Consider the following 26,757-nt stretch of genomic DNA (forward strand, 5'->3'; position numbering starts at 1 on the left):
CTCACTGCGCTCGTTCTGCTCGCTCGACTCCCAAGTCCGATGGGTCGTCTCACTCCCATCACTCACTGCGCTCGTTCTGCTCGCTCGACTCCCAAGTCCGATGGGTCGTCTCACTCCCATCACTCACTGCGCTCGTTCTGCTCGCTCGACTCCCAGGTCCATCCCGAGATCGCCGGATCGTCCTCGCCGTGCTCGCGGGTGTACGTGCGCGCGGCGAGCCGGGCGTCGACCATGCGCTGGCGCAGCACGGCGGCCCGGCTGGCCAGGCCGTCGACCCGGTCGATGACGTCCATCACCAGGTGGAAGCGGTCCAGATCGTTCAGCATCACCATGTCGAACGGTGTCGTCGTGGTGCCGCGCTCCTTGAACCCGCGCACATGAATGTGATGGTGATTGGTGCGGCGGTAGGTGAGCCGGTGGATCAGCCAGGGGTAACCGTGGTAGGCGAACACGACCGGCTTGTCGCGGGTGAACAGCGCGTCGAACTCCCGGTCGGGCAACCCGTGCGGGTGCTCGGAATCCGGCTGCAGCCGCATCAGATCGACCACGTTGACCACCCGGACCGCGAGCTCCGGCAGTTCACGCCGCAGGATGTCGGCGGCCGCCAGGGTCTCCAGCGTCGGGATGTCCCCGGCGCAGGCCAGCACCACGTCGGGTTCGCCGGTGGCGGTGCTGGCCCACTGCCAGATCCCCAGGCCGCGCGCGCAGTGGGCGATGGCCAGATCCATGTCCAGGTATGCCAGGGCAGGCTGCTTGCCGGCGACGATGACGTTGATGTAGTTGCGGCTGCGCAGGCAGTGGTCGGCCACCGAGAGCAATGTGTTGCCGTCCGGCGGCAGGTAGACCCGGGTCAGCTCGGCCCGCTTGTTGGCCACCAGGTCGATGAATCCGGGGTCTTGGTGCGACGCCCCGTTGTGGTCCTGGCGCCACACGTGCGAGGACAGCAGGTAGTTCAGCGACGCGATCGGCCGCCGCCACGGCAGCTCGAGGCTGGTGGCCAGCCACTTGGCGTGCTGGTTGAGCATCGAGTCCACGATGTGGACGAACGCCTCGTAGCAGTTGAACAGGCCATGCCGGCCGGTCAGCAGGTAGCCCTCCAGCCAGCCCTGGCACAGGTGCTCGGAAAGCACCTCCATCACGCGGCCGTCGGGCGCGAGGTGCTCGTCGTCGGGCCCGATCTCCGACAGCCACACCTTGTCCGTCGCGCGAAAGACGGCGTCGAGCCGGTTGGAGGCGGTCTCGTCGGGCCCCATCAGCCGGAATCGGTCGGAGTTGCGCGCGATGACGTCCCGCAGGAAGGCGCCCAGCACGCGGGTGGCCTCGTGCGTCTCGGTGGCGGGTTGCGTCACCGGCACCGCGTAGTCGCGGAAGTCCGGCAGGTCGAGGTCGTGCAGCAGCAGGCCGCCATTGGCGTGCGGGTTGGCGCTCATCCGGCGATCACCGGCCGGCGCCAGCGCCCGCAACTCGGGCCGCAGCGCGCCGTCCCGATCGAACAACTCCTCGGGCCGGTAGCTGCGCAGCCATTCCTCGAGCTGGGCACGATGCTCGGGGTTGTCGTGCGTCTCGGCCAACGGCACCTGATGCGCGCGCCAGGTGCCCTCCACCTTCTTGCCGTCCACCTCCTTCGGGCCGGTCCAACCCTTGGGCGTGCGCAGCACGATCATCGGCCACACGGGCCGCTGCGTCCGGTCGCCGTTGCGGGCGGCGCTCTGGATCGCCGCGATGTCGTCGAAGGCGTCGTCGAGCGCGGCGGCCAATTGCTGATGCACCCTCGCCGGGTCGTCACCGGCGACCGTGATGGGCCGGTAGCCGTAGCCGCCCAGCAGCGCCTCGAGTTCGGCGTGCGGGATGCGCGCCAGCACGGTCGGGTTGGCGATCTTGTAGCCGTTGAGCTGCAGAATGGGCAGCACCGCGCCGTCGGTGGCCGGGTTGAGGAACTTGTTGGAGTGCCAGCTGGCCGCCAGCGGCCCGGTCTCCGCCTCGCCGTCGCCGATCACGCAGGCCACCACCAGATCCGGGTTGTCGAAGGCCGCGCCGTAGGCGTGCACCAGGGCGTAGCCGAGCTCGCCGCCCTCGTGGATGGAGCCGGGCGTCTGGGCGGCGACGTGGCTGGGGATACCGCCGGGAAAGGAGAACTGGCGGAACAGCTTTCGCAGCCCTTCGGCGTCCTCTTCGATGCCGGTGTACACCTCGCTGTAGGTGCCCTCGAGATAGGCGTTGGCGACCAGCGCCGGGCCGCCGTGGCCGGGCCCGGTGACATAGATGACGTTGGCATCGCGGTCGCGGATGATGCGGTTCAGGTGCGCGTAGATCAGGTTCAGCGCCGGGGTGGTGCCCCAGTGTCCCAGCAGCCGCGGTTTGACGTGCTCGGGCGAAAGAGGTTCGGTCAGCAGCGGGTTGTCCAGCAGGTAGATCTGTCCGACGGACAGGTAATTGGCGGCGCGCCAGTAGGCGTTGATCAGGTCGAGTTCGTGGTCGGCAAGGGGAGTGGTCGTCTGGGTTTCTAAACTCACTCAGCCGATTGTGCGCGCTCAGGGTGAACGGTGTCCGGCGCGGTGCTCACTCTTCGCCGCGAGCCCGCGACTCATAGGCTCTGCGCTTCTCGGGATCGACGTGATCGGTGAAGACGTGCTCGCCGCCGAGCGCGCGGTTCAGCCCCTCGGACAGCGCGCGCGGCATGAACTTCTGCGACGCGATGATTGCGCCGGCCGTCTTCGTGACCCGCGCTCGTGGCCGGGGGTGCGCGACCAGCTTGACGATCGCCTCCGCGACGTCGGCCGGCTCGGCGTTCTTGATGCCCTTGGCCCCCGAGGTGCCTGCGATCAGTTCGGTGTTCACGAACGTCGGCATGACCACCGAGAATTTCACGCCCGCCGTGCGGTATTCGATTCTGGCGGTGTCGGTGAACCCGATCACCGCGTGCTTGCTGGCGCAGTAGGTGGCCGCGCCGGCGATGTAGGTCTCGCCGGCGAGCGACGCGACGTTGATGACGTGTCCGGAGCCGCGAGGCACCATGCGCTGGGCGGCCAGCTTGCTGCCCAGGATCACGCCGTAGACGTTGATGTCGAGTACGCGCCGGGTGACGGCGTCCGGCTCGTCGACGATGCGGCCGAGCGGCATGATGCCGGCGTTGTTGACCAGCACGTCGATCGGGCCGAGCTGGCGCTCGACCTCGTCCAGGAAGTCCGCGAACGAATGCGGGTCGGTGACGTCGAGTTTGCCGTACACGTCCAGGCCGAGCGCTGCGCCGGATTCCTTGACCCGCACCTCGTCGACGTCACCGATCGCCACTTTGGCGCCCAGATTGTGCAAGGCGGTGGCGGTGGCCAGCCCGATCCCGCGAGCGCCGCCGGTGATCACGATTACTTTTTGTCGGACCTTGCCTTGGAGCTTCAGCCCGATCGACGCCGTGTCGGCCATTTTCGTACCTCCGGATTCTTGACGGGTGTCAACAAGGCAATCTGGTAAGCACAGCACTCGGCGTGTGGCTGCGCAACAAGCGGCTGCGTAGATACTGCAACGATGACCGAGGTGCGCGCGGCGGTCCCGGCCGATGCCTACGAGGTCGCCTGCCTGCATGTGCGGTCCTGGCGGTCGGCGTATCGCGGACTCGTCGCCCAGCACTATCTGGACGCTCTGACCCCCGAGGTGCTGGTCGGCCGGTACACCTTCGGCCGCATGGGGCTGCGGATGCCGCACACCCTGGTCGCCGTCGACGGTTCCGCGATTCGCGGCTTCGCCACCACGGGCCTGTGTCGCGACGCCGAGTTACCGAACTCCGGTGAGTTGATGGCGCTCTACGTCGACCCGCCGTATGTTGGTGCGGGCGTGGGGAACTCGCTCATGTTGGCCGCCCGGAAGCGGCTGCGCGCGCTGGGTGTGACGGACGCCGTGCTCTGGGTGCTGGACGCTAACACTCGTGCCCGGCACTTCTACGAGCGGGACGGCTGGCGGCCCGACGGGGCTTGCCGCACAGAGCTTTTCGGCGGCGTCGAGGCGCACCAGGTGCGCTACCGGCGTGCGCCGCTCTAGCCGGGCCCGGCTGGTCGCAGGAACTGGTCGACACTTAGCCGGCGGCGAGCCACACCAGGCTTGCGCCGCCGGCCAGCGCGCAGTAGATGGCGAACGGTGTCAGGGTGCGGGTCTGGAAGTACTGCGTCAGGAACCGCACGGCGAGGTAGGCGCACACGAAAGAGGCGATGCTGCCGGCCAGCACCTGGCCGCCGATTCCGGCCGCGCGGGGGCCGAATAGTTCCGGGATCTTGTACACGCCGGCGGCCAGGATGATGGGCGTCGCCAACAAGAAGGAGAACCGGGCGGCATCCTCGTGGGACAAACCGCGCCACAGGCCGGCCACCATGGTGATGCCCGAGCGGCTGATGCCGGGCAGCAGCGCCAGGATCTGTGCGGCGCCGATCAGAATGCCGCGACGCAGGGGGAGTTGGGCCAGGCGGTTGTCGACGGCCTCCCCGGTGTGCGCGGGCGGTTCCCCGGCCGTGTGGTCATGGTCGGGCGCCGGCGAGACCCGCCGGCGCAGCACCTCGCCCGCGTAGAGGGCGATGCCGTTGAGCAACAGGAAGGTCGCCGCCGGGACGGGCTTGCCGAGTGTGGTGCGGAACGTTCGCTCCAGCAGCAGCCCCGCCAGCCCCACCGGGATGGTGGCCCCCACGATCAGCCAGGCCAGCCGCTCGTCGGGGGTCTGCATGCGGCGATGCCGCAGCGACGACACGAATCCGGCCACGATGCGTAGCCAGTCCCGCCAGAAGAAGACCAGCAACGCGGCGGCGGTGGCCACGTGCAGGCCGACGATGAACGCAAGGTAGGGCGATTCGGGGGCGGAGACGCTCAGGTCCCGGGCCCATCGACCGCCGACCACCGCGGGCACCAACACCGCGTGCCCGAGGCTGGAGACGGGGAACAGCTCGGTGACGCCCTGGAACGCGCCGACCACCACGGCTTCCACGTACGTCAAGTCCGCGCTCATATCAGGTGCCTCCGTCGGATCGTTTCGCCCATGGCCTCGCCGACCGGCCTGTGACGATAGTCGACGGCGACCTCACCCACCCAATCAGCTTGCCCAGTTGGCCTTTTGGCCGGTGCGACAACAATGCGGCCCAGGCCGGCCGCCACAGGTGCGGGTACGGTGTGCTGATGTCCGACGGGCTGCTCGACGCCGTGCGCGTCCTGGACTTGTCGAGCGGCAACGGCGACGCGGTGACGCGCCTGTTCGCCGACTTGGGCGCCGACGTGCTCAAGGTCGAACCCCCCGCCGGAAGCCCGGCACGCGAGCAGCCGCCGACGTTGGCCGGTGCCAGCATTCCTTTCGCCGTGCACAACGCCAACAAACGCAGCGTGGTGCTGGACCCGTACGACGAGGACGACTGTGGCGCATTCCTCGACCTGGCCGCGCAGGCCGACATCGTCGTCGACGACGGTTTCTACGGGGAGGCTCCCACGTTCGGGACGTCGGTCGAGGAACTGGCCGCCCAGCACCCGCATCTGGTGGTGCTGTCGATCACCGACTTCGGGGCGGCGGGCCCGCGGTCGCTGTGGCGGGCCACCGATCCGGTGCTGTACGCGATGTGCGGCTCACTGTCGCGATCGGGCCCCACCACCGGCACCCCCGTGTTGCCCCCGGACGGGATCGCCTCGGCCACGGCCGCCGCCCAGGCGGCCTGGGCAACCCTCGTTGCCTACTACAACCGATTGCGTTGCGGCACAGGCGAATGCATAGACTTCTCACGGTTCGACGCCGTGGTCATGTCGCTCGACCCGGCGTTCGGCGCGCATGGACAGGTCGCCGCCGGCATTCGCCGCACCGGGCAGTGGCGGGGGCGCCCGAAGAACCAGGATGCCTACCCCATCTATGAATGCAGGGACGGCTACGTCCGGCTGTGCGTGATGGCGCCGCGCCAATGGCGTGGGCTGCGGCGCTGGCTGGGCGAGCCGGACGATTTCCAGGATCCGAAGTACGACGTGATCGGCGCGCGCTTCGCCGCGTGGCCACAGATCAGCGAGTTGGTCCAGGCGCTGTTCGCCGGGCAGACCATGAAGGATCTGGTGGCCGCGGGGCAGGCCCACGGCGTGCCCATCGCCGCGGTGCTGACGCCGTCGTGGGCGATGGATGCCGAGCATTTCCACGCGGTGGGCGCGATCGGCGACGTCGAGCTGGTCCCGGGGGTGCGCACTCGCGTGCCGACCGGCTATTTCGTCGTCGACGGGCGCCACGCGGGTTTCCGCAGCCCGGCCCCGGCCGCGGGGCAGGCCGGACCGGGCTGGCGGGCGAGCCCGGCGGTGGTGCAGTCGCCCGTCGGGCGCGTCGGCGACTATCCGTTTGCCGGACTCCGCATCCTGGATCTGGGCATCATCGTCGCCGGGGGTGAGCTGAGCCGGCTGTTCGGCGACCTGGGCGCCGAGGTCATCAAGATCGAGAGCGCCCAGTACCCGGACGGGTTGCGGCAGGCCCGCGCCGGCGACGCCATGAGCGAGTCGTTCGCCTGGACGCATCGCAACCACCTGGCGATGGGCCTGGATCTGCGCAGCGCGACGGGCAAGGAGATTTTCGCTCGGCTGGTCGCGGAGTCCGACGCCGTTTTCGCCAACTTCAAGCCGGGAACGCTTGCCTCGCTTGGCTTTACCTACGACAACCTGCGTGCCATCAACCCGCGGATCGTGCTCGCCGAAAGCAGCGCCTACGGCGACCGGGGGCCGTGGAGCACCCGCATGGGCTACGGGCCGCTGGTTCGCGCCGCGACCGGTGTGACGCGGCTGTGGACGTCCGACGATCCGGAGAACCACGACGCCGCCGCGCGGCACGCCTTTTACGACGCGACGACGATCTTTCCCGACCACGTGGTCGGGCGGATCACCGCCATCGCGGCGCTGGCCGCGCTGATCCGCCGCCATCGCACGGGCGCCGGGTCGCACGTGCACATCTCGCAGGCCGAAGTCGTGATCAACCAATTGGACGCCTTGTACGTCACCCAGGCTGCGCTGGCCGCCGGCGTGCCGAGAATCACCGACGACACCAGCCTGCACGCGGTGTATCCGTGCGCGGGCGACGACGAATGGTGCGTCATCTCGATCGGCTCGGACGAGGAATGGCGCTGCGCCACGGGCGTTTTCCATCACCCGGACTGGGCCGCGGACCCGCGTTTCGCCACCGGCGAGGCGCGGCTGGCGAACCGGCGCGAGCTGGTGGAGTTGGTGTCCGGCTGGACCCGGACGCGCACCCCGGAGCGGGCCGCCCAGCTGCTGCAGTCCTCCGGAGTCGCGGCCGGACCGATGAACCGGCCGCCGGACATCTTGGAGGACCCGCAGCTGGTCGAGCGAAAACTGTATTCGGAGATGCGGCATCCCCTGGTCGAATGCCCGCTGCCGGCGGAGACGGGCCCGGCGCCGTTCCAGCACATCCCGGCGGCCCAGCAGCGCCCGGCGCCGCTACCGGGACAGGACACCGCCGACATCTGCCGCAGGCTGCTCGGCATGAGTCCCCAGGAGGTCGATCGGCTGATCGCCGAGGGCGTGCTGTTCGGGCCGCCGTAGTACGCGGCGAATTTCGGGTCCGCATCATCGCCACGCTAGGTTCGTTGCTATGACCGTGGATCCCAGGACACCGGTGTTGATCGGCTACGGCCAGGTCAACCACCGCGACGAGATCGACCCGGACAAGCGGTCCGTCGAACCGCTGGACCTGATGGCGGCCGCCGCCCGGCAGGCCGCCGAGTCGCGGGTGATCGAGGCCGTGGATTCCATCCGTGTGGTGAACATCCTGTCCGCCCATTACCGGGACCCCGGCCTGCTGCTCGGCCAGCGGATCGGTGCCAGCGATTTCACCACCTTGTACAGCCCCGTCGGCGGCAACGTGCCGCAGTCTCTGGTCAACCAGGCCTGCCTGGACATCCAGCGGGGAGAGGCCCGGGTGGTGCTGCTGGCCGGCGCCGAGACCTGGCGTACCCGCCGGGGCCTGAAGGCCAAAGGCGGCAGACTCGAGTGGACCGTTCAGGACGACTCCGTGCCGATGGCCGAGGTCAGCGGCACCGACGTGCCGATGGCCGGCGAAGCGGAGCTGAGGATCGGGCTGGACCGGCCGGCCTACGTCTACCCGCTGTTCGAGCAGGCGCTGCGGATCGCCAACGGCGAGTCGATCGAGCACCACCGCAAGCGCATCGGCGAACTGTGGGCCCGCTTCAACGCCGTCGCGGTCGACAATCCGCACGCATGGATCCGCAAACCGGTAACGGCCGAGGAGATCTGCGAGCCCGGCCCGCACAATCGGATGATCAGCTGGCCGTACACCAAGCTGATGAACTCCAACAACATGGTCGACCAGGGCGCGGCGCTCGTGTTGACCTCGGTGGAGCAGGCGAGGCGCCTGCAGGTGCCCGCGGAACGGTGGATCTACCCGCACGCCGGCACCGACGCGCACGACACCCCGGCCATCACCGAGCGTGACGAGCTGCACCGCTCTCCGGCCATCCGGATCGCCGGCGGCCGGGCGCTGAAGTTGGCGGGCCTGGGCATCGACGAGGTCGACTACGTCGACCTGTACTCCTGCTTTCCCTCGGCCGTTCAGGTGGCGGCGGCCGAACTGGGCCTGCCGGTCGACGATCCCGCCCGCCCGCTCACCGTCACCGGGGGGCTGACGTTCGCAGGCGGCCCGTGGAGCAATTATGTGATGCATTCCATCGCCACTATGGCGGAGTTGCTGGCGGCCAACCCGGGGCGGCGCGGCCTGATCACCGCCAACGGCGGCTACCTGACCAAGCACAGCTTCGGCGTGTACAGCACGGAGCCGCCCGCCGAGTTCCGTTGGGAAGACACGCAACCGGCCGTCGACCGGGAGCCCACGACGGATGGCCTGGTGGAATGGGAAGGCATCGGCACGGTGGAAGCGTGGACGACGCCGTTCGACCGCCAGGGCCGGCCGGAAAAGGCCTATCTGGCCGTGCGCACGCCCGATGGGTCGCGCACCCTGGCCGTCATCACCGACAGCGCCGCGGCGCAGGCAACCGTGCGTGAAGACATCGGCGGCGCCAAGGTTGCCGTCGCCGCCGACGGCAGCGCGGCGTTGCAGTAACGCGGGCCTGAGCCATCGCGCCGGTTCACGCTGTCGTTCTCGCAGGAACGGTCGCGTAGGTCATGCCGTCGTGCCTATTGTTTAGTTGAGGTCGGGGGAGGTGAGGCCAGGTGGAGATCCTGGTTACCGACGCCACCGGCGCACTCGGGCGGCTGGTTGCACGGCAGTTGATCGCAGCGGGGCACGCGGTCACCGGCATTGCTGAGCGCCCACATCCCTGCCTGGACCGCAACGTCGAATTTGTTTGCGCGCCGCTGCGCGGGCCTGTCCTGCGAGAGCTCGCCGAAGAGGCCGACGTGGTGATCCACCTGGCGCCGATCGACACCACCGCGCCCGGCAGCGCCGATCTCGACGGCCTCGCGCATGTGACCGATGTGGTCGCCCGCGCCGGTGCACGGCTGCTGTTCGTGTCCCAGGCAGCCGGGCGCCCCGAGCTGTACCGGCCGGCCGAGGACCTGGTGGCCACCAGTTGGGGGCCTAGCCTGGTCGTCCGGATCGCCCCGCCGGTCGGCCGCCAGCTGGACTGGACGGTGTGCCGCACCGTGGCCACCCTGCTGCGCACCAAGGTTTCGGCGCAGCCGATGCGGGTGCTGCACCTCGATGACCTGGTGCGCTTCCTGGTTTCGTCGCTGAACGCCGACCGCACCGGTGTGGTGGACCTCGCCTCCCCGGACACCGTCAACGTGGTCACGGCGTGGCGGATGTTGCGATCCGCGTACCCCCGGTCGGGGCTGCATCGGGTGCGCGGCTGGCCGCAGCTCATTCCGGACATGGATATCGCTGCGGCGCAAGAGGATTGGTCGTTCGAATTCGGCTGGCACGCGCTCGAAGCGGTCGCCGACACGGCCCGCGGCCTCGTCGGCCGCCAGATCACCCCCGCGGGCGCCACCGGGCACGGCCACCAGCTGGCGCTGCCGGTCGAGGTCGCCCCCCGCCCTCAACCGTCGGGCGAGGAGCGCAGCGCCGCGCCCGAGGGCGTCGAGGGCGAATTCGACGACCCGATCGACCCCCGCTTCCCGATCTTCAGTGCGGGCAACCTCGCCGGGGCGCTGCCGGGGCCGCTCACCCCTGTCACGCTGGATGTCCAGCTGAGCGGATTGCGCACGGCCAATCGGGTGCTGAGTCACGTGCTGGCGCTCGGCGGCGTGGTGGGCGACGAATGGGGAAACAGGGCCATCGCGGTGTTCGGCCACCGGCCCTACGTCGGGGTGTCGGTCAACATGGTGGCCGCCGCGCAGCTGCCGGGCTGGGATCAGGACGCGGTCGCGCGCAATGCGCTGGCCGGCCGGCCGCACATCGGAGACCCCCTCCCGTTCGGTGAGCCCGCGCTGGCGGGCGGAGCCCTTGGCTCCATCGCCAAGGCCGTCGTCGCGGGGCGATCACTGGCCCTGCTGCGCCATCTCAAGTCGGACACTCAGGCATACAGCGCGGCCGCCGAAGCCGAACACCTCGACGCCGCACAGCTGGCGTCGCTGCCCGACGCCGCCCTCGAAGTCCGGATCGGGCTGCTGCGGGACCGGATTCACCAAGGCTGGATCCTCACCGCGTTGTGGCTGATCGACACCGGCGTCACCGCCGCGACGCTGGAGCACGGCAAGGCGGCGCGCGGCGTGCCCGGGGTGGACATGATCATGGAAAGCACCGTCGTAGCGGCCGAGACCGCGCGGCTGGCGGCGATGCTGCGGGCCGATCCGCCGCTGTGCGCCCTGGCCGCCGACGGCAACCTCGCCAGCATTCGGGCGTTGTCTCCGACCACGGCCGCCGCCGTGGACGCCGCCGTCGCCCGCATCGGGCACCGCGGGCCCGGCGACGCCGAGCTGGCCAGCCAGACGTACGCCGACGATCCGGCGATGCTGCTGAAGGCGGCCGGGGAAGTGGCCGCGGACACCGCCGCGCCGAACGAGCCGCCGCCGACCACGCTGGCCCAGCGGCTGGCCACCAACGCTCGCGAGTCCCGCGAGCTCGCCCACGACACCACCCTACGGTTCACCCATCAACTCCGATTGACGTTGCGGGAACTCGGCTCCCGCCGAGTCGCGGCGGATCTGATCGACGTCGACGAGGACGTGTACTACCTGACGTGTGACGAGCTGGTCGCCATGCCGGGCGACGCCCGGCTGCGGATCAAACGCCGCCGAGCCGAGCGGGACCGGTTGCAGGCGCAGCGCCCACCCGACGTCGTCGACGGGGCGTGGGCGCCCGTCGACGCGTCAGCCCAATAGCCCGGCCAGCGGGAACTTGGGATCGGCCAGCTTGTTCGGATCGACGGGAGCCCTGGATCTGATCAGCGCTTTGACGTCGTCGAGCACATCCCAGATGTTGACGTTCATCCCGGCCAGCACCCGGTTGTCGCCGTCGAGCCAAAACGCGACGAACTCACGGCCGGCAACGTCGCCCCGGAACATCACGCGCTGGAAGCCGGGCGCGTGGCCGACATACTCCATTCCGAGGTCGTACTGGTCGGTGAAGAAATAGGGCAACTCGGCGTATTCGCCCGGGTTGCCGAGCATCCCGGCGGCCGCCACCGCGGGCTGCTTGAGCGCATTGGCCCAGTGCTCGGTGCGAATCCGGCCGCCAAACAACGGGTGTTCTGCGGCGGCGATGTCGCCAACGGCGTAAATATCGGGATCACTGGTGCGCAGTGACGCATCGACCAGCACGCCGCCGTCACCCATGGCAAGCCCGGCCTGCTCGGCGAGTTCGACGTTGGGCTTGGCGCCGACGGCCACCAACACCGCATCAGCGGCAACCGTCGACCCATCACGCATCTTCAGCCCGGTGGCTTGGCCGCCGCTCGTCGTGATCTCCTCCACCTGCGTCTCGAGCCGCAAGTCCACGCCGTGATCGCGATGCAGTCGGGCGAACACCTCGCCCGCGGTTTCGCCGAGCGCGGTCACGAGCGGTTGCTTGGCCGTCTCGACGACGGTCACGTCGACGCCCCGCTGACGGGCGGCGGCGGCCACCTCCAGGCCGATCCACCCGCCTCCCACCACCGCCAGGGAAGAGCCTTCGGTGAGAAGAGAATTCAGGGCCACAGCATCGTCGTAGGTGCGCAGATAGTGGACACCGCCGGCGTCGGCCCCGGGTATCGGCGGGCGCCGGGACGCCGATCCCGTCGCCAGCAGCAGTTTCTCGTACCGCACCGTGGTGCCGTCAGGGAGCAAGACGGCGCGTTCGCCCGCGTTCAAGGCCGACACCCGCGCGCCGAGTCGCAGGTCGACATTGTGGTCGCGGTACCAGTCGGAGTTCTGCACGGTGAAATCGCTCAGCGCCTTCTTTCCAGCGAGATACTCCTTGGAAAGCGGTGGCCGCTCGTAGGGCAGATGTTCCTCGTCGGCGAACAAGGTGATCTGCCCGTCAAATCCGCTGTCGCGCAACGCTTCTGCCGCTTTAGCTCCGGCGAGTCCGCCGCCGATGATGGCGAATGTGATAGAACTGGCCATGATTGTCACTCCGTTCTGCGGTTGACAGGCCCAGCCTACTCGGGCCGGCTTAGCGCAAAAGTTCTTGCAACGTCATCGCATTGCGCACCGCGTGCCCACCCAGATCGTTGTTGAAGTACATCCACACATCCTTGCCATCGGCCCGCCACCCGGCGATCAAGTCGGCCCACCGGCGCAGCTGATCGTTCGAGTAGCAGCCGGCGTAGATGGCGTCCTGGTCCGGACCGTGCATGCGGACGTACACCAGATCGGTCGTGGCCCGCGGCACGCAAGCCAGCCCGGCGCCGCTCATCACCACGTACGCGGCGCGGCGTCGTTCCAGCAGGTCGTAGACGGCCGGGTCGTTCCAGGACGGGTGGCGCAGCTCCACGGCCACCCGGATCGACTCCGGCACGGCGCCCAAAAAAGCGTCCAGGCGCGCGTCGTCGCGCTGCTGTTCGGGGTGCAGTTGCACCAACAGCACCCCGCGGCGATCGCCCAACAGTTCCCAACAGCGTGCGAACCGCTCGATCCATGGCCCGACGGACGCCAGGCGGCGGTAGTGGGTCAGCCCCCGATGCGCCTTGACCGACATCTTGAAGCCGTCCGGCAGCTGTTCGCGCCAGCCCGCGAAGGTCGAATCCTTCGGCCAGCGGTAGAAACTCGCGTTCAACTCGACGGTGTCGAACACCTCGACGTAGCGGGCCAGCCGGCGCGCGGCGGGCAGCCCCGGCGGGTACAGCACGTCCACCCAATGGTTGTAGGACCACCCGGAGGTACCGATCCGTACGGTCAACCGCTCACCTGCCGGCGCAGGTCGCCGTCCAGCGACGTCCTGACGAGCGCGGCGGCCAGCCGCGCATTGCTCTCCGGCACAAGGGCTCCCAACTTTGCCGGCTGGGTCGGCAGGCCCAATTGCCTGGCCGCGGCAATCGCGCGCTCATCGAAATACGGCCGCACCCAGCTCCAGGTGTCCTGCACCTCGCGCAGGAAGATGTCGGCGCCGGTGTCCCCAATCCCCTTGAACTGCTTGAGCAAACGTTTGGCCGCCGCGACGTCGTGCTGACAGCGGTCGGCGAGTTCCCGCAGATCGCCGGAGTACTCGTCGCGCACGTGTTCGGCCATGTCGGTGAGCCGGGTGGCCGAGCTCTCGTCGTAGCGCACGTAGTGGGCGCGGCCGAAGGCGTCGATCATGGTCTGCCGGTCCGAAGCCAGCACGGCCTCGGGGGTGCGCAGGCCCGCTTTGAACAGCTCACGCCCTGCGCTCATGGCGATGGCGGCGTCGATCGGCTTGCTCGCCAGCATACAGAGGACCAGTAACTGAAACAGCGGCATCGGCTTGTCGTCGAGCTTGATTCGCGCCTCGGCGGCATAGGTGGTCCCGGCAACGTCAAGCAGCCGTCGTACCAGTTGCTCGCGTTGGGACATACCCGATCGCTTACCCGCGCCAAGCCTCAGCAAACCGCGCCGGTCACTTGGCCGGGAGGCTGCGCGCGTAGCCGACCCCGCGCCGCACCCAACCCTGAAGCTGGCGCATGGTCCGCACTCCGGCGGGGTCCACCCGCACCCAGCCGCGGACGTCGCGGCCGGCCATCACCATGGGGCTGACGTGGGCGCGCCGCAGCACGTTGTCGAGGTCGTCCGGCGGCACCCGGACCAGCAGACCGCCCTGGCCGCTGACGGCCACGGACATGTTGCCGTTGATCAGAAACGCGAGGCCGCCGAACATGCGTTTCTCGTCCACGCCGCGCTCGGAGGCGACGAGCTCGCGGATCTCGTCGGCCAGGTTCTCGTCGTAGGCCATGGGCGGCGGGTCAGTCCAGGTCAACCCGAATGGTCAGCAAGTCGCTCCCCATCAGCCGCACCACCGCGCTGTTGAGCCGCGGGAGATCGCCGAGCCGCCGCAGCGGGTCGTCGTCGGGCAGCAGATGCGCGGTGCCGTTGCGCCACCGACCGCCGATGCGCACCCGAACGGCCGGATCGGCCTTGATATTGCGGACGTAGTCCGAGTGTTCGCCGTGTTCGGAGACCATCCAGAACTGGTTGTCGACCAGCCGTCCGCCGACGGCGGTGCGCCGCGGCTTGCCACTCTTGCGGCCGGTGGTTTCCAGGATGATTCCCGGCATCTGCCGCCCCACCGGATTGACCAAGAGCCGCTGAATGCGGTGGACGACTTGCCGTTTGAGAGTCACGGGTCCATTCAACGCCGAAATTGGCGGTGATGTCACCGTGCAACGAAAACAGCCGCCCCCTTATTGGGGGCGGCTGCTTCGTGGTGCGGTCTTAGCGCCCTTGCCCGGCACCGACACCGGTCCCGGCGTTGACACCGCCGTTTACGCCGGTCCCGTACGCAACGAACTGACCGTTAGCGGTGAAGACACCCCAGGCGTTCGCTGCCGGGTTGTAGACGACTGGGTAGTCGACGGACTCCCCGGGTGGCATCCACCGGGCCGGAAGCCCGTAGCCGATCGGGTCGTTGTAGTGTCCCGGCGGCGGGGCGCCGCGCTGCCCGGGCGGAAGCGGAGTGCCCGGCGCGTTGCAGTTGGCGCCTGGGCCGCCGTTACAAATCGGCACTCCCGGTGGCGGCAGATGTCCTGGCCCCCGCACATTCGGCCCATTGGGTCCCGGCAAGTTCGGGCCTGGCACATTCGGCCCCGGAACATTCGGGCCATTCGGGTCGGCCTGCGCCAAGCCGGCGCCGATTCCGAATGCGGCGGACGTGATGGTGCCGGCCATGACCGCGCCGGCTGCGATTCTGTTCAGCTTCATTTAGTGAACCCCCTTGTCGAGCAGTTTGGCTGCCTGAACAGCAGCTGAACCATTGACTTGGTGATTCGCTCACCCCACCGCCCTAGTCGGGCAGTCGAACCTCCAACCCCCCAGATACCCGAGCGATGGACGCTGAAAACCTCTTCGTCGTATCCCCGGCCTCACGCCGGCCGCGGGGCGGGAACGCCGACGGCGCGTAACACCCACTCGCGCGGGACGGCGAAAGCCAGCGAACGGCGCGGGAGAGTGGTCAGTACCGATTCCGGAATCGCCGTTTTGTAGCGCAGCGAAAGCTGGCCGGAGAACGCGGGATCGACTTGGCCGACATCGACGTTGATGGCAAGCCCGCTGGACGAAATATCGGCGTTCACCGGGCCTTCCTGAAGCGCATCCCAACGCTGGTCGATGGCCCGCCCGGCGAGCTTGGGAACCGACGACAACGTGCCGAGAACCCGTTGGGAAGTGAGCACCAGGGAGCCGACATAACCGCGAACGGTGCCCTTGGAGACAAAGCCGGGGACCGAGCCGGTGAACCGAAAAGTGACGGGAAGGAATTCGGCAAGATGGAGAATTCCCTCCGGTTCGACTTCCGCCCGCATGTCGGTGGGAAGGTTGCCAATGCGTAGCAATCTGCGCAAGATCACGGCCATCTACGGACCCTAACGTACTCGGCCGGGATGCGAGCGAGTTTGCTGCGCATCCCGGCCAGGCACATCTCAAGCGGCGAGCGTCGCGGTCTCCGCCACCGGTCCCAGCGCCTGCGCGACGATGTCGGCGACGTCGGTCATCGGCCGCACGTCTAGCGCGGCGAGCACCTCGGCGGGCACGTCATCCAGATCGGGCTCGTTGCGCGCCGGGATGAAGACCGTCGACAGGCCGGCCCGTTGGGCCGCCAGCAGCTTCTGCTTCACGCCGCCGATCGGCAACACCCGCCCGTTCAGCGTGACCTCGCCGGTCATGCCGACATCGGAGCGCACCTGCCGTCCGGTGGCCATCGACACCAGGGCGGTCACCATGGTGACACCGGCCGACGGGCCGTCCTTGGGCACCGCCCCGGCGGGCACGTGCACGTGGATGCGCCGGTCGAGGGCCTCGGGTTGGACCCCCAACTCCGCGGCGTGGGAGCGCACGTAGGACAGCGCGATCTGCGCCGACTCCTTCATGACGTCACCCAGCTGACCGGTCAGCTGCAAACCCGCCTCGCCGTCGGTGGCGCCGGCCTCGATGTAGAGCACGTCGCCGCCCAGGCCGGTCACGGCCAGCCCGGTGGCCACGCCGGGCACCGCCGTGCGTTCGGCCGAATCCGGGGTGAACCGCGGACGTCCGAGGTAGTCGACCAGGTCCGGCTCGTCGATGGTGATCGGCCCGGCGCTTTCCGCCAGCTTGGTGGTCACCTTGCGCAGCGCCTTGGCCAGCAGCCGCTCGAACTGCCGCACACCGGGCTCCCGGGTGTAGTCGGCGGCGATCTTGCGCAACGCGGCATCGGTGACGGTCACCTCGTCGTCGGTCAGCGCCGCCCGTTCCCGCTGCCGCGGCAGCAGGTAGTCGCGGGCGATGGCGACCTTGTCGTCCTCGGTGTAGCCGTCGATCTGCACCAGTTCCATGCGGTCCAGCAGGGCCGACGGAATGTTCTCGATCACGTTGGCGGTGGCCAGGAACACCACGTCGGACAGGTCCAGATCCAGATCCAGGTAGTGATCCCGGAACGTGTGGTTTTGCGCCGGGTCCAAGACCTCCAGCAAGGCCGCCGAGGGGTCGCCCCGATAGTCGGAACCGACCTTGTCGATCTCGTCCAGCAACACGACGGGGTTCATCGTCCCCGCCTCGCCGATCGCGCGCACGATCCGGCCCGGCAACGCGCCGACGTAGGTGCGCCGGTGCCCGCGGATCTCGGCCTCGTCGCGCACCCCGCCCAGGGCGACGCGCACGAACTTGCGGCCCAGCGCCCGGGCCACGCTCTCACCCAGCGACGTCTTGCCGACGCCGGGGGGACCGGCCAGCACCATCACCGCGCCGGAGCCCCGGCCGCCGACGACCTGCAGCCCCCGCTGGGCGCGGCGGGCCCGCACGGCCAAGTATTCGACGATGCGGTCCTTGACGTCGTCCAGCCCGTGGTGGTCGGCGTCCAGGACGCCGCGCGCGGCCTTCAGGTCCGTCGAGTCCTCGGTCCGCACGTTCCAGGGCAGGTCGAGCACGGTGTCCAGCCAGGTGCGGATCCAGCCGCTCTCCGGGCTTTGGTCGCTCGAGCGTTCCAGCTTGCCGACCTCGCGCAGCGCGGCCTCCCGCACCTTCTCGGGCAGGTCGGCGGCCTCGACGCGGGCGCGGTAATCGTCGGACCCATCGGGCTCGCCCTCGCCCAGCTCCTTGCGGATGGCGGCCAGCTGCTGGCGCAGCAGGAACTCCTTCTGCGTCTTCTCCATGCCCTCGCGCACGTCCTCGGCGATCTTGTCGTTGACCTCGACCTCGGCCAGGTGCGTGCTGGTCCAGTCGATCAGCACGCGCAGCCGCTCGGCGACGTCCACCGTCTCCACCAGCTGCCGCTTCTGCTCGCTGGACAGGTAGGACGCGTAGCCGGAAGTGTCCGCCAGCGCCGACGGGTCGGTCAGCCTGTTGACGTAGTCGACGATCTCCCAGGCCTCGCGCCGTTGCAGCATGGCCAGCAGCAGCTTGCGGTACTCAGCCGTCAGCGCCTTGATCTCGTCCGTCGTCTCGGCCTCGGGAACCTCGGTCACCTCGACCCACAGCGCCGCGCCGGGCCCGGACGCTCCCGTCCCGATCTGCGCCCTGCGCTCACCGCGCACGACGGCCGCGGTGCCGCCGCCCGCGATGCGTCCGACCTGCAATATCTTGGCGATCACACCGTGTGACGGGTACCTGTCGTCCAGGCGGGGCGCGATCAGCAGCTGCCCCGATTCACTTGCCTGGGCGGCGTCAATCGCCGTGCGCGCGGCCTCGTCGAGCGCGATCGGAACGACCATCCCGGGCAACACGATGGTGTCGGTGACAAACAGCACCGGCACCGATTTGGCTTCAGCCATCAATCCTCCAAAACTGAGTCTGATGCGCTCAACCCAGCCCGGGGCCGGTTTGTTCCCCGTTTGCCGCCGCCCTGCGGCTAAGTGCTGGCTCTCACACTGGCGGTCTTGGATAATCGGCGCGTGGCGCTGACGCACCCCGCCCCGACCGCGCTTGACCCGGATGTGCTCGCATCCGCGGCCAGAGATCTCACCTCCACCGGCTCCATCACCTTCCTGGTCGACGACGACGCCGTCACTTACACCGTCGAGGGCTCGACGATCCGCGTCACCGAGGGGCAGCGCACCGCGGACGCCGTCGTGCGCCTTTCCCGACGGGCCTGGGACGACCTGGTTGGCCAAATCCGCACGGCCATCAACCTGCTGCTCAGCGGTGAATTGTCCTTCGAGCGGGGCGGCTTCGACCAGCTGGCCGACTGGGACCCGGCCCTGCGGTACCTCCACGCCGGCATCCCGCCCTACGATCCGGCGCGAGCCGACCTGAAGGGGCGCGACCCGCTCGCCACGTTCACGCTCGACGCCGAGGACGCCGAGTTGACCGCACAGTTGCAAACCATGGGGTACCTGCACGTCAAGGGGGTCTTCGGCGCCGAAGAGATGCGTGCCGCCAACCGCGAGATCGACCGCCTCGCGGCCCGGGCCCGGCCCGGGGACGACCGTTCGTGGTGGGTCACCGCCGAGGACGGCGGCAGCGTGCTGTGCCGATTGGTCTACGCGACGCTGCGCTCGCCCGTCCTCGCCGCACTGGAAAACGATCCCAGGGTGCGCAGGCTGGGCACCCTCGTCAATCCCGCGCTGCGGCCCGCACCCGACCGGATGGAAGGCAGCGCGGTATTGCTCAAAGTGCCCGGGAACACCAGCGGGCTAGCCAACATCCCCTGGCATCAGGACTGTGGGATGGGTGGACACGCGCTCATGTGCCCCGCGGTCAGCGTCGGCATTCAACTCACCGGCTCGGACGCCGCGACCGGCAACCTTCGCGTGGTCCCCGGCAGCCATGGTCAGGCGATCCATTACCGGTGGGAACAGCGGTTCCAACAGGTACCGGAGGTGAGCATCGACACCGCCCCCGGCGACGCCACCGTCCACATCCAGGACCTGATGCACGCCTCGCCCCGGCCGACCGGCGCCGGCGGCCGCCGCACGATGTACGTCACGCACTATCCGCCGCAACTCTTCGAGCACGTCGGGCCCGGCGAGGCCTTCAACGACCTGGTACGCAACCGCACCGAGCGGGTCGCCCGCCTGCAGTAACGCCGGGATTGCCGCCATGGTCGTAGGCGGCACCCACGGCACGACCCCCACGGCAATCTCGGCGCTATCGAACAGGCCCCAGGCGCCGCAATTGCGTCACGTGCCTGGGGGAGAGCTCCTCGAGGCAGGTGACCCCCAGCAGCCGCATCGTCCGGATCACCCCGTCGGCCAAGATCTCGATCGCGCGCGTCACCCCCGCTTGGCCGCCGGCCATCAACCCGTACAGGTAGGCCCGCCCCACCAGCGTGCACCGCGCGCCCAGCGCGACCGCGGCCACGATGTCGGCGCCGGACATGATGCCGGTATCGACGAGGATTTCGGTGTCCTCGCCGACCTCACGCGCGACCTCCGGCAACAGATGGAACGGCACGGGAGCCCGATCCAGTTGGCGCCCACCGTGGTTCGACAACACGATGCCGTCGACACCGCGCTCGACGGCCGCGCGGGCGTCGTCGAGCGTCTGGATGCCCTTGACGACCAACTTGCCCGGCCACTGGGCCTTGATCCACTCCAGGTCATCGAAGGTCAGGCTAGGGTCGAACATGGTGCTCAGGTACTCGGCGACAGTCCCCGGCCAGCGGTCCAGAGACGCGAACGCCAGCGGCTCGGTGGTCAGCAGGTCGAACCACCATTTCGGGTGCGGCACCGCATCCAGGACGGTGCGCAGCGTCAGCGTCGGCGGGATCGTCATCCCGTTGCGGTTGTCGCGCAGCCGCGCGCCGGAGACCGGCACGTCGACCGTGGCCAGCAGGGTGTCGAAACCCGCGTCGGCCGCGCGCCGCACCAGCGCCATCGAGCGTTCGCGGTCGCGCCACATGTAGAGCTGAAACCACTTCCTGCCCTGGGGAACAGCGGTCGCCAAGTCCTCGATCGCGCAGGTGCCGAGCGTGGACAGCGAGAACGGGATGCCCGCCTTGGCCGCCGCCGCCGCGCCGGCGATCTCGCCCTCGGTGTGCATCAACCGGGTGAACCCGGTGGGCGCGATGCCGAACGGCAGGACGACCGGTTGACCCAGGACATTCCAGCCGGCGGTGACGTTGCTGACGTCACGCAGGATCGTCGGGTGAAACTCGATGTCGCGGAAGGCTTGTCGAGCGCGTTCGAGGGAAATCTCGTCCTCGGCGGCGCCGTCGGTGTAGTCGAACGCCGCCTTGGGCGTGCGCCGTTTGGCGATGCGTCGCAGGTCCCCGATGGTGTACGCGGCGTCGAGGCGGCGCTTGGTCGCGTTGAACCGAGGGCGCTTGAACTGGATCAGCGGCGCGAGATCGCGCACCTTGGGCACTCGTCGCCGGACGGCCTTTCGTCGTTCAAGTTCCATCTGTGCAACCGTAGTCACATGCAACCGGAGAGCGACCCCTTCGACCTCGAGCGCTTCGTCGGCGCGCAGGCCCCGGTGTACCGCAACGTCGTCGAAGAACTGCGTGCCGGGCGAAAACGCAGCCACTGGATGTGGTTTGTCTTCCCCCAGCTACGCGGCCTGGGCGGCAGCCCGACCGCGGTGCACTACGGCATCTCGTCTCTCGACGAGGCCCGCGCATACCTGCGCCATGAGATCCTCGGGCCGCGATTACATGAGTGCGCCCGGCTGGTCAACGAGGTGCAGCACCGATCCGTCGGCGACATCTTCGGCTCGCCCGACGACCTGAAGTTGTGTTCGTCGATGACCCTGTTCGCCCACGCGACCACGGACAACGAGGACTTCCTCGCCGTCCTCGACAAGTACTACGACGGCCGGCAGGACCAGCTGACGCTGCAGCGCCTAGACCCCGCTTAGGATCCGCCAGCCGTGCGGCTCGACGACCACCGCGTCGAGGACCTCCTGCGGTGGCGCCGAGGACCCGCCGAGCACCTGCCGGTGGGGCGTCCCGAGTTCCGAGAGCGCCAGCCGCATCGGCTCGTCGCCGATGTTCAGCGCGACCAGTAGCGCGTCTTCGCCGCTGCGCGTCTCGTACACGTAGTGGCGGTTTTCCAGCCGCAAGGCGGTGGTGGACGCCCGGTGCAGCCACGGGTGCCGACGGCGCAACCCGATCAGGAACTGGTGCAGCGCCCACACTTCCGCACCGAACGCATCCAATTCCAGTGGGGGAGAACTGAATTCGGGCCGCACCGCGTCGTCGCCGCCGTAGCGCTCCTCCTTGACGCCCCGGAACCCCAGCTCGTCGCCCGCGTACACGCTGGGCACACCCCCGACGGTCAGCAGGATCACCAGCGCGTGCGCCACATGCCTGGAGTTCTCGAGCTGGCTGGCGATGCGGGTGACGTCGTGGTTGCCGATGAAGGTGAGCGGGGCGAAGCCGGCCAGAAACTCGGCATGCCGCTGCAGGGCCCAGTCCAGCTCGAAGAAGTTTCCGTCGTTGAGGCTGCTCCAGATCGCCTTCCACAGCTCGTATTGGGTGGCCGAGTCGAAGGTGGCGGCCCGCACCACCGCGGCGTAGTCGCCGTGGATGAGCTCGCCGACGAACCAGGCGTCCGGGAACCGCTCGCGCACCCGTGGCAGCGTCGACGCCCAAAACCTTTCCGGCACCGTGTAAGCCGCGTCGAGGCGCCAGCCGTCGGCGCCGCGTTCCAGCCAGTGCGCCATCACGTCCGCGGTGTAGCCGATGACTTCGGGGTTGTCGTGGTTGAGCGTGATCAGCTCCGAATGGCCCTCGAACGTCCCCCCGGTGAACCATCCGGCCGCACCCTGCCGGTAGCGGGGAAAGTCCACGCCGACGTGGTTGAACACGCCGTCGAGCAGGATGCGCAGGCCGCGGCGGTGGGCCTCGGCCACCAGGTGGTCGAAATCGGCGTCGTCACCGAGCCGGGGGTCGATGCGGTAGTGGTCGGTGGTGTCGTAACCGTGTGTGCGCGAGGCGAAGATCGGCCCCAGCGCCACGCCCGAGGCACCCAGTGCGATGGCGTGGTCGAACCAGTCGGCGAGCCGCCGCAGCCGGTGTTCGTCCGGCCGCGGCGGCTCCGACGACGCGGGAAAGGCGCCGACGAACCCCAGGGGATAGACCTGCCACCAGATCGCGTGCTCTACCCAGCCCGGTGCCGTCACTGCGTCAGCCGACGGTGGCCAGCGTCTGGGAGGCGACGATCGCTTGGGCCACGCCCGAAACGATCGCCGCGGCCTTGAGCGCCTCCTGGATGGACTCCCGGGTTACGCCCGACTCGCGCAGCGTGTGCTCGTGGGCGGCCACGCAGTCCGGGCATCCATTGATCGACGACACGGCGAAACACCACAGCTCGAAGTTCGCCTTCTCCACGCCGGGATTGGCGATGATGTTCATCCGCAATCCCGCACGCAGATCGTCGTATTTCCCGTCGAGAAAGCCCCGGCCGCGGTAGAACACGTTGTTCATGCCCATGATCGAGGCGGCTCCCAGCGCCGCGTTGTACGCCTCGGCGGACAGGATGTCCGCCGCCTCGGCACCAATCTCGCTGATTACCTGGGGGTTCCGCGTCGCCGCGGCGCTCGCCAGCAGCGTGCCCCACAGCTGTTCGTCGTTGAGCTCGGTCGTGCGCGTGATCGAGCCCAGGTTGAGCTTGAGGTCCTTGGCGTACTCGGGCAGCACTTCCTTGAGGTTTTCGACGCTCATCTCGCCTCCTAATCAGGCCTTGTACCCGGCCGGGCGCGAACTAAGCCGACGCCTTGAGCAGCTCGGTGGCGTTCAGCGTCGGGTCGCCCTTGCGCCAGTTGCAGGCGCATAGCTCGTCGGACTGCAGCGCGTCCAGGACCCGCAGCACTTCCTCCACGTTGCGTCCCACGGATCCGGCGGTGACCGAAACGAATTGGATCTCGTTGTTCGGGTCCACCAGGAAGGTCGCCCGGTCGGCCACACCGTCGGCGTTGAGGACGCCGGTGGCCAGGCTCAGTTCCCGCTTGATGTCCGAGAGCATGGGGAACGGCAAGTTCTTCAGGTCCTCGTGCCGGGCCCGCCAGTTGAAGTGCACGAACTCGCTGTCGATCGAGACACCCAGGACTTGCGCGTCGCGGTCTTCGAACTCGTCGTTCAGCTTGCCGAACGCGGCGATCTCGGTCGGGCACACGAAGGTGAAGTCCTTGGGCCAGAAGAACACAACGCGCCACTTGCCTTCGTGGTCCTCGTTGGTGATGGTGGTGAAGTAGTCGCCGGGCTGCTTGGCGTCGACCTTGGACAGGTCGCCGGCGATCAACGCGGTGAGCTCGTAGGCGGGAAACTGGTCGCCGATGGTCAGCAAAGGCATGGCTCTCCTAATTTGGATTAACTCAAGATTAGCTTTCCCTGTCATGGTGCCCACATGCCCTGTCTGAAGTAAAGGTGATATTTCCCACTACACTTATAGGCATGCCCGATAAGACTTATCAGCCCACCATCGCCGGCCTGCGGGCCTTCGTCGCGATCGCCGAAAAGCGTCAGTTCAGCGGCGCCGCAACCACTCTCGGCGTCAGCCAGTCCACCTTGTCGCAGGGGCTGGCGGCGCTGGAGGCCGGGCTCGGCACCCAACTGATCGAGCGCTCGACACGGCGTGTCCTCTTGACGCCGGAGGGCACCGACCTCCTACCGCGCGCCCAGGACGTCATCGAGGCGATGGACGCGTTCAGTGCCGCGGCCGCGGGGGCATCCGATCCGCTGCGGGCCGGGATGCGGCTGGGACTGATCCCGACGGTGGCGCCCTACGTGCTGCCGACCGTGCTGGCCGGCCTCTCCGAACAATTCCCGGGCATGACGTTGCGGGTGACGGAAGACCAGACCGAACGGCTGCTGACGGTGTTGCGCGAAGGGGCGCTGGACGCGGCGCTCATCGCTTTGCCGGACGACACCAGCGGGATCGCCGCGATCCCGATCTACGACGAGGACTTCGTGCTGGCACTACCGCCCGGGCATCCGCTGGCCGGAAAACGCCGCGTCCCGGCGGCGGCACTGGCCGACCTACCGCTGCTGCTGCTGGACGAGGGGCACTGCCTGCGCGACCAGGCTCTGGACGTCTGCCACAAGGCGGGCGTGCGGCCGGAGCTGGCCAACACCCGCGCGGCGTCGCTGGCCACCGCGGTGCAATGCGTGACCGGCGGCCTCGGGGTGACGCTGATTCCGCAGAGCGCGGTGCCTGTCGAGGCGACCAGAAGCCGCCTGGGTCTGGCCCAGTTCGCCGCGCCGCGCCCCGGGCGGCGCATCGGTTTGGTGTACCGCTCGTCCAGCGGTCGCGACGAGTCCTACCGGCAGCTGGCCGCGACGATCGGCACCTTGGTCAGCAGCCGGCACCAGGTGCGGCCGGTGAACTAGCGCGGCAGGCGAAGGTAGGTTCGGCCCATGGAAAAGGTCATCGCCGTCCTCATGCGCGCCGATTCGGGCGAAAAGTGGTGCGTCCGTCAGCGGGGCCCCGTGGCCGACGCGCTCTTGGAGCTGGGCCTGCCGGGGCTGGCGGTCAACGTTCGCGACGACGCGGTACGCCATTCGCTGATGACGCTCACGCAGCTGGACCCGCCGGTGGCGGCGGTGGTGAGCATGTGGACCCAGCAGTGTTACGGCGAGCAGATGGCGGCGGCCTTGAGCCTGCTCGGCGCCGAATGCGAACAACTCGCCGCATACCTGGTGACCGAATCGGTCCCACTGAAAGCGCCGGTATCCGAACCCGGCTCGCGCACACCGGCTTTGGCCAACATCGCCCTGCTGCGCCGGCCCGCCGGCCTGGACCGGGAGAGCTGGCTGACCCGGTGGCAACGCGACCACACCCCGGTGGCCATCGAGACGCAGTCGACCTTCGGCTACACCCAGAACTGGGTGGTGCGGGCCCTCACCCCGGACGCACCGGGAATCGCGGGCATCGTCGAAGAGTTGTTCCCCGCGGAGGCGATCACCGATCTCAAGGCATTCTTCGGTGCCGCCGACGACGCCGACCTGCAGGACCGGTTGGGCCGAATGGTCGCCAGCACTACGGCGTTCGGCGCCAACGAGAACATCGACACCGTCCCGACCAGCCGCTACGTGTTCAGGACACCGTTCATCGAGGAACTCACATGACAACTCTGAGCGACGCCGTGGCCCTGGCCGCGGCCGAAAACGGCCTGGCGGTCGTGTCGACCGTTCGTGCCGACGGAACGGTGCAAGCCTCGCTGGTCAACGTCGGTCTGTTGCCGCACCCGGAAAGCGGCCAGGAGGTCTTGGGCTTCACCACCTACGGCAAGGTCAAACTGGCCAACCTGCGCGCGCGGCCGCAGCTGGCGGTCACCTTCCGCAACGGATGGCAGTGGGCGACCGTCGAGGGTCGCGCGGAGCTGGCCGGTCCTGACGACGCCCGGCCCTGGCTGACCACGGACGACCAGCTGCGGCTGTTGCTCCGCGACGTCTTCACCGCCGCGGGCGGCACCCACGACGACTGGGACACCTACGACCGCGTGATGGCCCGGGAGCGGCGCGCCGTCGTGCTGATCGCGCCCACCCGCGTCTACAGCAACGGCTGACCTCGTTAGGCTGCAGCCGTGACGCTGCAGATCGATGACGAGAAGCGGGTGCGCACCCTCACCCTGAACCGGCCCGAGGCGCTGAACGCATTCAACGAAGCCCTCTACGACGCCACCGCCGAAGCGCTGTTGGCCGCCGCCGAGGATCCCGAGGTCGCCGTGGTGCTGCTGACGGGTGCGGGCCGCGGCTTCAGCGCCGGTACCGACCTCGCCGAGATGCAGGCCCGCATCACCGATCCGGATTTCACTCCCGGCAAGCACGGCTTCATCGGGCTGATCGGTGCCCTCAGCGCGTTCCCCAAGCCGCTCATCTGCGCCGTCAACGGTGTCGGGGTGGGCATCGGCGCCACCATCCTCGGCTACGCCGACCTGGCGTTCATGTCGTCGACCGCACGCCTGAAGTGCCCGTTCACCAGCCTGGGGGTGGCGCCGGAGGCGGCGTCGTCGTATCTGTTGCCGCAGCTGGTGGGCCGGCAGAACGCCGCCTGGCTGTTGATGTCCTCGGAGTGGGTCGACGCCGACGAGGCGTTGCGGATGGGGCTGGTCTGGCGGGTCTGCGAGCCCGACGATTTACTGCCCGAAGCCCGGCGGCACGCGGAAGTCCTTGCCGCACGCCCGATTTCGAGCCTGATGGCGGTCAAGCACACGATGATGGAACCGGTCCGTCCGGAGATCGCGGCGGCGACCGCGCGGGAAAACGCTCACTTCGCCGAACTGATGGGCGCACGAGCCAACGCCGCGGCCTTGGCGGATTTCAACAAAGCCCGCTAAGCG

The 26,757-nt window shown here is 68.8% G+C and carries 25 protein-coding genes; 10 read left to right on the top strand and 15 right to left on the bottom strand.

Annotated features, from left to right (window positions below; all coding sequences use genetic code 11):
• Positions 1 to 119: 119 nt before the first annotated feature.
• Positions 120 to 2,513, bottom strand: coding sequence for a phosphoketolase (locus KXD96_RS16760; RefSeq protein ID WP_260737748.1), 2,394 nt, complete (start codon positions 2,511 to 2,513; stop codon positions 120 to 122).
• A 46-nt stretch (positions 2,514 to 2,559) separates the two neighbouring features.
• Positions 2,560 to 3,420: an SDR family oxidoreductase gene (locus KXD96_RS16765; protein ID WP_260737750.1), complete on the bottom strand. Its 861-nt coding sequence runs from the start codon at positions 3,418 to 3,420 to the stop codon at positions 2,560 to 2,562.
• Between the two features lie 102 nt (positions 3,421 to 3,522).
• Between KXD96_RS16765 and KXD96_RS16770 the strand changes: the two genes are divergently transcribed.
• Positions 3,523 to 4,032, top strand: a complete 510-nt coding sequence (locus KXD96_RS16770; protein ID WP_260737755.1) for a GNAT family N-acetyltransferase — start codon at positions 3,523 to 3,525, stop codon at positions 4,030 to 4,032.
• A gap of 34 nt (positions 4,033 to 4,066) precedes the next feature.
• Here KXD96_RS16770 and KXD96_RS16775 read toward each other — a convergent pair whose 3' ends face one another.
• Positions 4,067 to 4,984, bottom strand: a complete 918-nt coding sequence (locus KXD96_RS16775) for an undecaprenyl-diphosphate phosphatase (protein ID WP_260737758.1) — start codon at positions 4,982 to 4,984, stop codon at positions 4,067 to 4,069.
• A 167-nt stretch (positions 4,985 to 5,151) separates the two neighbouring features.
• Between KXD96_RS16775 and KXD96_RS16780 the strand changes: the two genes are divergently transcribed.
• The 3 genes from KXD96_RS16780 to KXD96_RS16790 all read left to right on the top strand — a co-directional run bounded on the left by KXD96_RS16780 (position 5,152) and on the right by KXD96_RS16790 (position 11,301).
• Positions 5,152 to 7,545 carry a CoA transferase gene (locus tag KXD96_RS16780; protein WP_396876819.1) on the top strand — a complete coding sequence of 798 codons (2,394 nt, stop codon included), beginning with the start codon at positions 5,152 to 5,154 and terminating at the stop codon, positions 7,543 to 7,545.
• Positions 7,546 to 7,594: 49 nt separating this feature from the next.
• A complete protein-coding gene (locus tag KXD96_RS16785; RefSeq protein WP_260737761.1) occupies positions 7,595 to 9,079 on the top strand; it encodes an acetyl-CoA acetyltransferase in 1,485 nt (494 codons plus the stop codon).
• A gap of 110 nt (positions 9,080 to 9,189) precedes the next feature.
• A complete protein-coding gene (locus tag KXD96_RS16790) occupies positions 9,190 to 11,301 on the top strand; it encodes an NAD-dependent epimerase/dehydratase family protein (protein ID WP_260737763.1) in 2,112 nt (703 codons plus the stop codon).
• Here the strand turns inward: KXD96_RS16790 and KXD96_RS16795 are convergent.
• From KXD96_RS16795 to lon, 8 genes are all read right to left on the bottom strand, one after another.
• On the bottom strand, positions 11,290 to 12,522 hold the full coding sequence (locus KXD96_RS16795; protein ID WP_260737765.1) for an NAD(P)/FAD-dependent oxidoreductase: 1,233 nt from the start codon (positions 12,520 to 12,522) through the stop codon (positions 11,290 to 11,292). The genes KXD96_RS16790 and KXD96_RS16795 overlap by 12 nt on opposite strands.
• A 49-nt stretch (positions 12,523 to 12,571) precedes the next feature.
• A complete protein-coding gene (locus KXD96_RS16800) occupies positions 12,572 to 13,297 on the bottom strand; it encodes a DUF72 domain-containing protein (RefSeq protein WP_260737766.1) in 726 nt (241 codons plus the stop codon).
• A complete protein-coding gene (locus KXD96_RS16805) occupies positions 13,294 to 13,929 on the bottom strand; it encodes an endonuclease (protein WP_260737768.1) in 636 nt (211 codons plus the stop codon). The genes KXD96_RS16800 and KXD96_RS16805 overlap by 4 nt, the downstream gene beginning before the upstream one ends.
• Positions 13,930 to 13,972: 43 nt before the next feature.
• Positions 13,973 to 14,305, bottom strand: a complete 333-nt coding sequence (locus KXD96_RS16810; RefSeq protein ID WP_260737769.1) for a TfoX/Sxy family protein — start codon at positions 14,303 to 14,305, stop codon at positions 13,973 to 13,975.
• Between the two features lie 10 nt (positions 14,306 to 14,315).
• Positions 14,316 to 14,693, bottom strand: a complete 378-nt coding sequence (locus KXD96_RS16815) for a nitroreductase family deazaflavin-dependent oxidoreductase (protein ID WP_396876824.1) — start codon at positions 14,691 to 14,693, stop codon at positions 14,316 to 14,318.
• Between the two features lie 91 nt (positions 14,694 to 14,784).
• Positions 14,785 to 15,270, bottom strand: coding sequence for a hypothetical protein (locus tag KXD96_RS16820; protein ID WP_260737770.1), 486 nt, complete (start codon positions 15,268 to 15,270; stop codon positions 14,785 to 14,787).
• A gap of 161 nt (positions 15,271 to 15,431) precedes the next feature.
• Positions 15,432 to 15,920: a hypothetical protein gene (locus tag KXD96_RS16825; RefSeq protein WP_260737771.1), complete on the bottom strand. Its 489-nt coding sequence runs from the start codon at positions 15,918 to 15,920 to the stop codon at positions 15,432 to 15,434.
• 66 nt (positions 15,921 to 15,986) lie between these two features.
• The gene (lon, locus tag KXD96_RS16830) at positions 15,987 to 18,308 is read right to left on the bottom strand and encodes an endopeptidase La (protein WP_260737772.1); all 2,322 of its coding nucleotides are present in this window, start codon (positions 18,306 to 18,308) and stop codon (positions 15,987 to 15,989) included.
• Between the two features lie 120 nt (positions 18,309 to 18,428).
• On the opposite strand from lon, the gene KXD96_RS16835 reads away from it, so the two are divergent.
• Entirely contained in the window at positions 18,429 to 19,559 is a 1,131-nt protein-coding gene (locus tag KXD96_RS16835) for a phytanoyl-CoA dioxygenase family protein (RefSeq protein ID WP_260737773.1), read from the top strand.
• A gap of 64 nt (positions 19,560 to 19,623) precedes the next feature.
• Here KXD96_RS16835 and KXD96_RS16840 read toward each other — a convergent pair whose 3' ends face one another.
• Entirely contained in the window at positions 19,624 to 20,877 is a 1,254-nt protein-coding gene (locus tag KXD96_RS16840) for an alpha-hydroxy acid oxidase (RefSeq protein ID WP_260737774.1), read from the bottom strand.
• Between the two features lie 18 nt (positions 20,878 to 20,895).
• On the opposite strand from KXD96_RS16840, the gene KXD96_RS16845 reads away from it, so the two are divergent.
• The gene (locus KXD96_RS16845) at positions 20,896 to 21,333 is read left to right on the top strand and encodes a DUF1810 domain-containing protein (RefSeq protein ID WP_260737775.1); all 438 of its coding nucleotides are present in this window, start codon (positions 20,896 to 20,898) and stop codon (positions 21,331 to 21,333) included.
• Here the strand turns inward: KXD96_RS16845 and KXD96_RS16850 are convergent.
• The 3 genes from KXD96_RS16850 to KXD96_RS16860 are packed head-to-tail and all read right to left on the bottom strand — an operon-like array spanning position 21,319 to position 23,768.
• Positions 21,319 to 22,599 (bottom strand): alpha-amylase family protein, encoded by a 1,281-nt coding sequence (locus tag KXD96_RS16850; protein ID WP_260737786.1) that lies wholly within the window; start codon positions 22,597 to 22,599, stop codon positions 21,319 to 21,321. The two genes, KXD96_RS16845 and KXD96_RS16850, sit on opposite strands and share 15 nt — an antisense overlap.
• A 4-nt stretch (positions 22,600 to 22,603) precedes the next feature.
• Positions 22,604 to 23,140 (bottom strand): alkyl hydroperoxide reductase, encoded by a 537-nt coding sequence (locus KXD96_RS16855; protein WP_260737788.1) that lies wholly within the window; start codon positions 23,138 to 23,140, stop codon positions 22,604 to 22,606.
• A gap of 40 nt (positions 23,141 to 23,180) precedes the next feature.
• Complete coding sequence (locus KXD96_RS16860; RefSeq protein WP_260737791.1) at positions 23,181 to 23,768, bottom strand: peroxiredoxin; 588 nt, start codon at positions 23,766 to 23,768, stop codon at positions 23,181 to 23,183.
• 101 nt (positions 23,769 to 23,869) lie between these two features.
• On the opposite strand from KXD96_RS16860, the gene KXD96_RS16865 reads away from it, so the two are divergent.
• The 4 genes from KXD96_RS16865 to KXD96_RS16880 are packed head-to-tail and all read left to right on the top strand — an operon-like array spanning position 23,870 to position 26,754.
• Positions 23,870 to 24,805, top strand: coding sequence for a hydrogen peroxide-inducible genes activator (locus tag KXD96_RS16865; RefSeq protein ID WP_260737793.1), 936 nt, complete (start codon positions 23,870 to 23,872; stop codon positions 24,803 to 24,805).
• 27 nt (positions 24,806 to 24,832) lie between these two features.
• Complete coding sequence (locus KXD96_RS16870; protein ID WP_260737795.1) at positions 24,833 to 25,543, top strand: EthD domain-containing protein; 711 nt, start codon at positions 24,833 to 24,835, stop codon at positions 25,541 to 25,543.
• On the top strand, positions 25,540 to 25,983 hold the full coding sequence (locus KXD96_RS16875; RefSeq protein ID WP_260737797.1) for a TIGR03618 family F420-dependent PPOX class oxidoreductase: 444 nt from the start codon (positions 25,540 to 25,542) through the stop codon (positions 25,981 to 25,983). Before KXD96_RS16870 ends, KXD96_RS16875 begins: the two co-directional genes overlap by 4 nt.
• An 18-nt stretch (positions 25,984 to 26,001) precedes the next feature.
• Entirely contained in the window at positions 26,002 to 26,754 is a 753-nt protein-coding gene (locus tag KXD96_RS16880) for an enoyl-CoA hydratase/isomerase family protein (RefSeq protein ID WP_260737799.1), read from the top strand.
• Positions 26,755 to 26,757: the final 3 nt, after the last annotated feature.

Source organism: Mycobacterium sp. SMC-2, assembly GCF_025263485.1.
In the GTDB taxonomy this organism is placed as follows: domain Bacteria; phylum Actinomycetota; class Actinomycetes; order Mycobacteriales; family Mycobacteriaceae; genus Mycobacterium.

What these genes read in the sequence shown, in the direction of transcription:
- KXD96_RS16765 (WP_260737750.1), bottom strand. Translation starts at nt 3,420, where the DNA reads ATGGCCGACACGGCGTCGATCGGGCTGAAGCTCCAAGGCAAGGTCCGA.
- KXD96_RS16770 (WP_260737755.1), top strand. Translation starts at nt 3,523, where the DNA reads ATGACCGAGGTGCGCGCGGCGGTCCCGGCCGATGCCTACGAGGTCGCC.
- KXD96_RS16775 (WP_260737758.1), bottom strand. Translation starts at nt 4,984, where the DNA reads ATGAGCGCGGACTTGACGTACGTGGAAGCCGTGGTGGTCGGCGCGTTC.
- KXD96_RS16780 (WP_396876819.1), top strand. Translation starts at nt 5,152, where the DNA reads ATGTCCGACGGGCTGCTCGACGCCGTGCGCGTCCTGGACTTGTCGAGC.
- KXD96_RS16785 (WP_260737761.1), top strand. Translation starts at nt 7,595, where the DNA reads ATGACCGTGGATCCCAGGACACCGGTGTTGATCGGCTACGGCCAGGTC.
- KXD96_RS16795 (WP_260737765.1), bottom strand. Translation starts at nt 12,522, where the DNA reads ATGGCCAGTTCTATCACATTCGCCATCATCGGCGGCGGACTCGCCGGA.
- KXD96_RS16805 (WP_260737768.1), bottom strand. Translation starts at nt 13,929, where the DNA reads ATGTCCCAACGCGAGCAACTGGTACGACGGCTGCTTGACGTTGCCGGG.
- KXD96_RS16810 (WP_260737769.1), bottom strand. Translation starts at nt 14,305, where the DNA reads ATGGCCTACGACGAGAACCTGGCCGACGAGATCCGCGAGCTCGTCGCC.
- KXD96_RS16820 (WP_260737770.1), bottom strand. Translation starts at nt 15,270, where the DNA reads ATGAAGCTGAACAGAATCGCAGCCGGCGCGGTCATGGCCGGCACCATC.
- KXD96_RS16825 (WP_260737771.1), bottom strand. Translation starts at nt 15,920, where the DNA reads ATGGCCGTGATCTTGCGCAGATTGCTACGCATTGGCAACCTTCCCACC.
- lon (WP_260737772.1), bottom strand. Translation starts at nt 18,308, where the DNA reads ATGGCTGAAGCCAAATCGGTGCCGGTGCTGTTTGTCACCGACACCATC.
- KXD96_RS16840 (WP_260737774.1), bottom strand. Translation starts at nt 20,877, where the DNA reads ATGGAACTTGAACGACGAAAGGCCGTCCGGCGACGAGTGCCCAAGGTG.
- KXD96_RS16845 (WP_260737775.1), top strand. Translation starts at nt 20,896, where the DNA reads ATGCAACCGGAGAGCGACCCCTTCGACCTCGAGCGCTTCGTCGGCGCG.
- KXD96_RS16855 (WP_260737788.1), bottom strand. Translation starts at nt 23,140, where the DNA reads ATGAGCGTCGAAAACCTCAAGGAAGTGCTGCCCGAGTACGCCAAGGAC.
- KXD96_RS16860 (WP_260737791.1), bottom strand. Translation starts at nt 23,768, where the DNA reads ATGCCTTTGCTGACCATCGGCGACCAGTTTCCCGCCTACGAGCTCACC.
- KXD96_RS16865 (WP_260737793.1), top strand. Translation starts at nt 23,870, where the DNA reads ATGCCCGATAAGACTTATCAGCCCACCATCGCCGGCCTGCGGGCCTTC.
- KXD96_RS16870 (WP_260737795.1), top strand. Translation starts at nt 24,833, where the DNA reads ATGGAAAAGGTCATCGCCGTCCTCATGCGCGCCGATTCGGGCGAAAAG.
- KXD96_RS16875 (WP_260737797.1), top strand. Translation starts at nt 25,540, where the DNA reads ATGACAACTCTGAGCGACGCCGTGGCCCTGGCCGCGGCCGAAAACGGC.